This is a genomic window from Methanomassiliicoccales archaeon (assembly GCA_029907465.1).
In the GTDB taxonomy this organism is placed as follows: domain Archaea; phylum Thermoplasmatota; class Thermoplasmata; order Methanomassiliicoccales; family JACIVX01; genus JACIVX01.
This window is the reverse complement of the sequence record JARYLV010000036.1, coordinates 1-4498: the sequence shown is the minus strand read 5'-3', so window position 1 is coordinate 4498 and position 4498 is coordinate 1. Positions and strand designations below refer to the sequence as shown.

Here is a 4498-nt window from a genome sequence, read left to right as displayed (position 1 = left end):
AAGTTCAAGCAATCTCTCGGGGGCGTAGAGAAGTTCGATAACCCTAGCCCAATGATACGCTTGCGTGTGGTGAATTGGCCCCTTCACGCCAGCGTCCCTGAAGAATCCTATCATCTTCTCGTACTCTGCCTGTGCAAGCGGCGTCGCGAATCCGCTTGACACATTAATCCTTGCTAGGGGTGCGACACGGTAGACACCGCTATCTGGCCCGTCAACAAGCCCTTTCCATCCAATTTTTTTCAAGAAACAGAACTTTTCGTAGCTCCATGGCTCGACATGTTCGCCGATGTACTCGAGATAATCCTTTGGATCGAATTTGGCGATTTCGTTTCCCTTTGGATCGATCGCTCTGAGCACGCCGTCGTAGAAATTGATCTTATTGTTTTTGTCCACAAGTCCAACATAGTTCGTTTCGTTGTAGAAGATGTTCGGATCGATGATGATCGAGAGGTAATCTTTGTTCTTGAGGACGACGTTCTCAAAAAGTTGGCATGTAAACTTGGAAAACTCGACGCAGGATTTTGCCATCTTTTCGATCTCTTTTCTTTCGTCTTCACTGATAGGCTTCGACATACCGCCGGGAATCCCGCAAACGGGGTGAGTTGCCTTTCCACCGAGCATCTCCTGGATTTTCTGGGCGTAAGACCTGTGTCTGATGACGGCCCCTCCAATCTCAAGACCGACAGCGTCGACAACGCCTAGGATGTTTCTCTTGCCCGCTGGCGCAGCGGGACCCAAGACAAAGTCAGGGGCGGCGAGAGCATAGAAATGAGCGATATGGCTGTGAACGTAATGCGCCGAGTAGAAGAGTTCCCTCAGCTTCTTCGCAGCGGAAGGTGGATCCGCGTCGTACACAGCGTCAAGTGCCTTCGTCGAGGCCATATGATGAGCGCCAGGACAGACGCCGCAGAGTCTTGCAGTTAGCTTGTTCATTTCGTCGACCGATCGTCCGATACAGAATTTTTCAAATCCTCTGAGCTCTGGAACCTGCCAGTAAGCGTTCTTCACATTGCCGTTGTCATCGAGAAAGATTTCAATCTTGCCGTGTCCTTCGAGTCTTGTGATCGGATCGATCGTGATCCTCTTTTCCTTGATCTTTTGGGGCTGATCCCATACATCGGGTGTCATTGTTTCACCACCACTTTTTCTTTGATTTTCTTCTTTTCCTTTACCCTCTTCTTAATGATCGATTTAGGCATAGTGAAGGCATAGAAGGTTCCGAGCGGATCTTTTACCTGTGACATCATCTTGATAATGTCATCTTCAGATAGTTGTGTTTCTTTGTCAGAAACCTTGAAAATCGAGGCGAGTGCGCTCAGCATGCTGCCGCCCTGATCCATTACTGCCGCAGTCGGACCCATGCATCCTCTGCACGGCTGATTCGCCTTCAAACACTTTGCACCGCACCCCGCCCTCGTTGCGGGCCCAAGGCATATGACGCCTTGCTCGAGCATGCATTTTTCTGGGTCAATGTCGATTTCGAATGGCAAGTAGATTCTATCGACCGCCTTGACCGTCTTTTTCCTTCCGCACTCATCGCACAGAGTTTTCTCAGAGGCGATGACAGCCCCTTTTGGAGGCAGCGGCGCACCTTCAGTCAGATGTTTAACTACGATGTCAAGGAACTGGTTGATCTGTTCTACGGTAGGGGGACAGCCTGGCATATAATAATCGACGTCGACGACATCATCGAGCGTCAGAACTTGGTCATATAAAACAGGGAGCTCAAGGGATCCTTCCGGCACTTCGCATTCTGTCAATGGAATTGTCCCCTCTTCGTTGACCGTTGAGAATGTGTGCTTGTAAACATGTTCGAGGATTTCTTTGCTGTTTGATAGGTTTGCAAGACCCGGTATCCCACCGAAGCAAGCGCACGAGCCAAATGAAACCAGAATCTTTGATTTCTTTCTCAACAGCTTTGCGACATGTTCGTTTTCGCTGTTTCTCACCGCACCGTTGTAGAATGTCACCGTAATGCCACCATCTGGAAGCGCCTCGACATCCTTCAATTTCGCATCGACAGCAATCGGCCAAAAGGCAATATCTGCGATGCTTGCGACGCCCAGTATCTTTTCGTCAATATCCAGTAGAGCTACATCGCAACCCCCGCAACCTGCCCCCCAGTATTGTGCAATTTTCACCTTTTCCATCATCAAGCCTCCTTCTCAGGGAGTGTTAAGGCCGAATAAAGAGGGGAGTCTCCCTCTCTACCCGCAAACTCGACTTTTCGCCACCTCATGAGTGCGATCAAGTGTCGGACGATGTCCATTTTTGGGATCCCGGTGAGGTCATGGAGTTGGTGGACAGTTTTCGGCCCGTTTTCGAGTTCTTGAAGTATCATGTTCCTTTCAATCTCTACTGTTGCTGCGTTGTGAAGAACGATGTCGCACCTCGTCTCGGTGACGATCTCTCCAAACACATTGCCCTTTGTAGTGAGGATCGGTTTCTTTCCCAGGAGCCACCTCATACGTTCGCTTTCCATCATCCTAATCGCTGCATCGATCTTTTTTTCGATCCTGATGTTCTCACTCCTCCTTGAGCGGGTTCGGCCCCAGTTCTTTGATCGTTTCGATGAACTCTTTGATCGTTTTTTGGAATTTCTCACCTTCTGAGGCGGATATCCATTCGAGTCGGAGCCTGTCGGGATTGAAACCATATTGTTCGAGGAGCATCCTCAACATCGCGATTCTACGCCGCGTACGATAATTACCGCCGATGTAATGGCAATCTGCTGGATGGCAACCAGCTACGAGCACTCCATCGGCACCCTTGGCAAAAGCTCTCAGCACGAATTCAGGATCAACTCTTGCTGAACACATCGTTCTGATCACGAGGAAGTTTGGTGGCATTTGGAGTCTGCTAACACCAGCGAGGTCTGCGCCTGCATACGAACACCAGTTGCAACAGAAAACAATGATCTTCGGCTCCCACTCCTCCTGTGTTTCCACAGAAACTGTATCAACATCGCTAATTGACATTCCTAATCACCTCCTGAGAGTGCAGCATCGATCATTGCAATCATCTGCACTGTCTTGAATCCCTTTTGCTCCATCGCACCGGATGGGCAGGCAGCAACGCAGGCACCGCATCCCTTGCAAAGCCCCTCATTAACCACTGCCCTTAGTTTCTCAGGGTTCGACGGGTCCTTCACAATCTGGATTGCCTTGTACTCGCAAACAGGCTCACAAATCCCACAACCATCGCAAACATACTCATTGACAGCTGCGATGATACCTTCAGTCTCAAGTTCTTTCTTTGAAAGGATCGTCATCGCTCTCGCAGCGGCCCCACAAGCTTGTGCGATTGTCTCATCAATGAATTTCGGCCAGTGGGCGAGTCCGGCGAGGAAAACACCTTCTGTTGCGAAATCTACGGGTCGCAGTTTCATATGGGCTTCTAGGAAGTAACCGTCCTTGCTCAGCGGTACCTTCACCATTTTCGCGATTCTCTCGTTGTCGGGATTTGGTTTCACACCTGTGCTCAGCACGACACTGTCCATCTTGAGTGCGACTTCCTCACCCAGCGTTTGATCCATAACCCTGACGACAAGCGCATCCCCTTCCCTTTCGACAACTGGCGGAGTTTTCTCCGGAAATCTGACGAAATTAACGCCTAGACTGGCCGCTTCTCTGTACAACTCTTCCCTGAACCCATACGTTCTGATGTCTTTATGCAGGATATAGACTTCTGTGGCTGGGGATCGCTTCTTAATTTCGATCGCATTCTTAATCGCATGTGCACAACAAATCCTGCTGCAATATTTCACTTCCTCATTTCTCGATCCTACACACTGAATCATCGCAATCTTCTTCGACGAAAACGCACCGTCCGCGAGTTTCTTTTCGAGCTCAAGCTGCGTCATCACCCTGCTATCTTGACCGTAGAAATACTCCGTTGGCCTGTATTCCTCAGCTCCTGTTGCAATGATTATAGCTCCAGCCTCGATCTCTGAGTCCTTAGTCTTGACCTTGAAGTTGCCAACGAATCCTGTAACATCCGTTACCTCACTGTTCAGATGGACGGTGATATTCCTCGATTCCATGATCTTCCTGATCGTTTCATCGATGAACGCCTGTGGTTTCTTACCCCCTTCGGGGAGTTGTAGCTTAGAAAGGTTGCCCCCTAGGCGATCCGTTTTCTCAATCAGATGCACATTGAAGCCCTGTGCCGCGATCTCGAGAGCTGCGGTCATCCCAGCGAGCCCACCGCCGATGACAACTGCCGTCTGGTTAACAGGCAGTTTGAACTTCTTCAGCGGCTCTGCAAGTCTCACCTTTGCAACTGCCATCCTGACGAGGTCCATTGATTTTCTTGTCGCCTTTTCCCTCTCGTGCATGTGGATCCATGAACACTGGTCTCGGATGTTAGCCATTTCAAAGAGGTAGGGGTTCAGTCCGGCTTCTCTGATCGTGTTCTGGAAAAGAGGCTCATGTGTCCTCGGTGTGCAAGATGCGACAACAACACGGTTGAGTTTGTACTCCTTGATCTTCTCTTTGAT

General features: G+C 49.7%; 5 protein-coding genes. All 5 read right to left on the bottom strand.

Going from position 1 to position 4498, the window contains the following annotated elements; translation table 11 throughout:
* On the bottom strand, positions 1-1128 hold a 1128-nt coding region (locus QHH00_08425; GenBank protein ID MDH7509395.1), incomplete at its 3' end, for a Ni/Fe hydrogenase subunit alpha.
* Positions 1125-2150, bottom strand: coding sequence for an oxidoreductase (locus QHH00_08420; GenBank protein MDH7509394.1), 1026 nt, complete (start codon positions 2148-2150; stop codon positions 1125-1127). The genes QHH00_08420 and QHH00_08425, both read right to left, overlap by 4 nt.
* A gap of 2 nt (positions 2151-2152) precedes the next feature.
* The gene (locus QHH00_08415; GenBank protein ID MDH7509393.1) at positions 2153-2467 is read right to left on the bottom strand and encodes a hypothetical protein; all 315 of its coding nucleotides are present in this window, start codon (positions 2465-2467) and stop codon (positions 2153-2155) included.
* Positions 2468-2525: 58 nt separating this feature from the next.
* Positions 2526-2978, bottom strand: coding sequence for a hydrogenase iron-sulfur subunit (locus QHH00_08410; protein MDH7509392.1), 453 nt, complete (start codon positions 2976-2978; stop codon positions 2526-2528).
* 2 nt (positions 2979-2980) lie between these two features.
* Positions 2981-4498, bottom strand: a 1518-nt coding sequence (locus QHH00_08405; GenBank protein ID MDH7509391.1) for a CoB--CoM heterodisulfide reductase iron-sulfur subunit A family protein, incomplete at its 5' end; no start/stop codon positions are given.

Excerpts from the sequence above, each read along its gene's own strand:
- QHH00_08420 (MDH7509394.1), bottom strand. The coding sequence starts at position 2,150 with ATGGAAAAGGTGAAAATTGCACAATACTGGGGGGCAGGTTGCGGGGGT.
- QHH00_08415 (MDH7509393.1), bottom strand. The coding sequence starts at position 2,467 with ATGAGGTGGCTCCTGGGAAAGAAACCGATCCTCACTACAAAGGGCAAT.
- QHH00_08410 (MDH7509392.1), bottom strand. The coding sequence starts at position 2,978 with ATGTCAATTAGCGATGTTGATACAGTTTCTGTGGAAACACAGGAGGAG.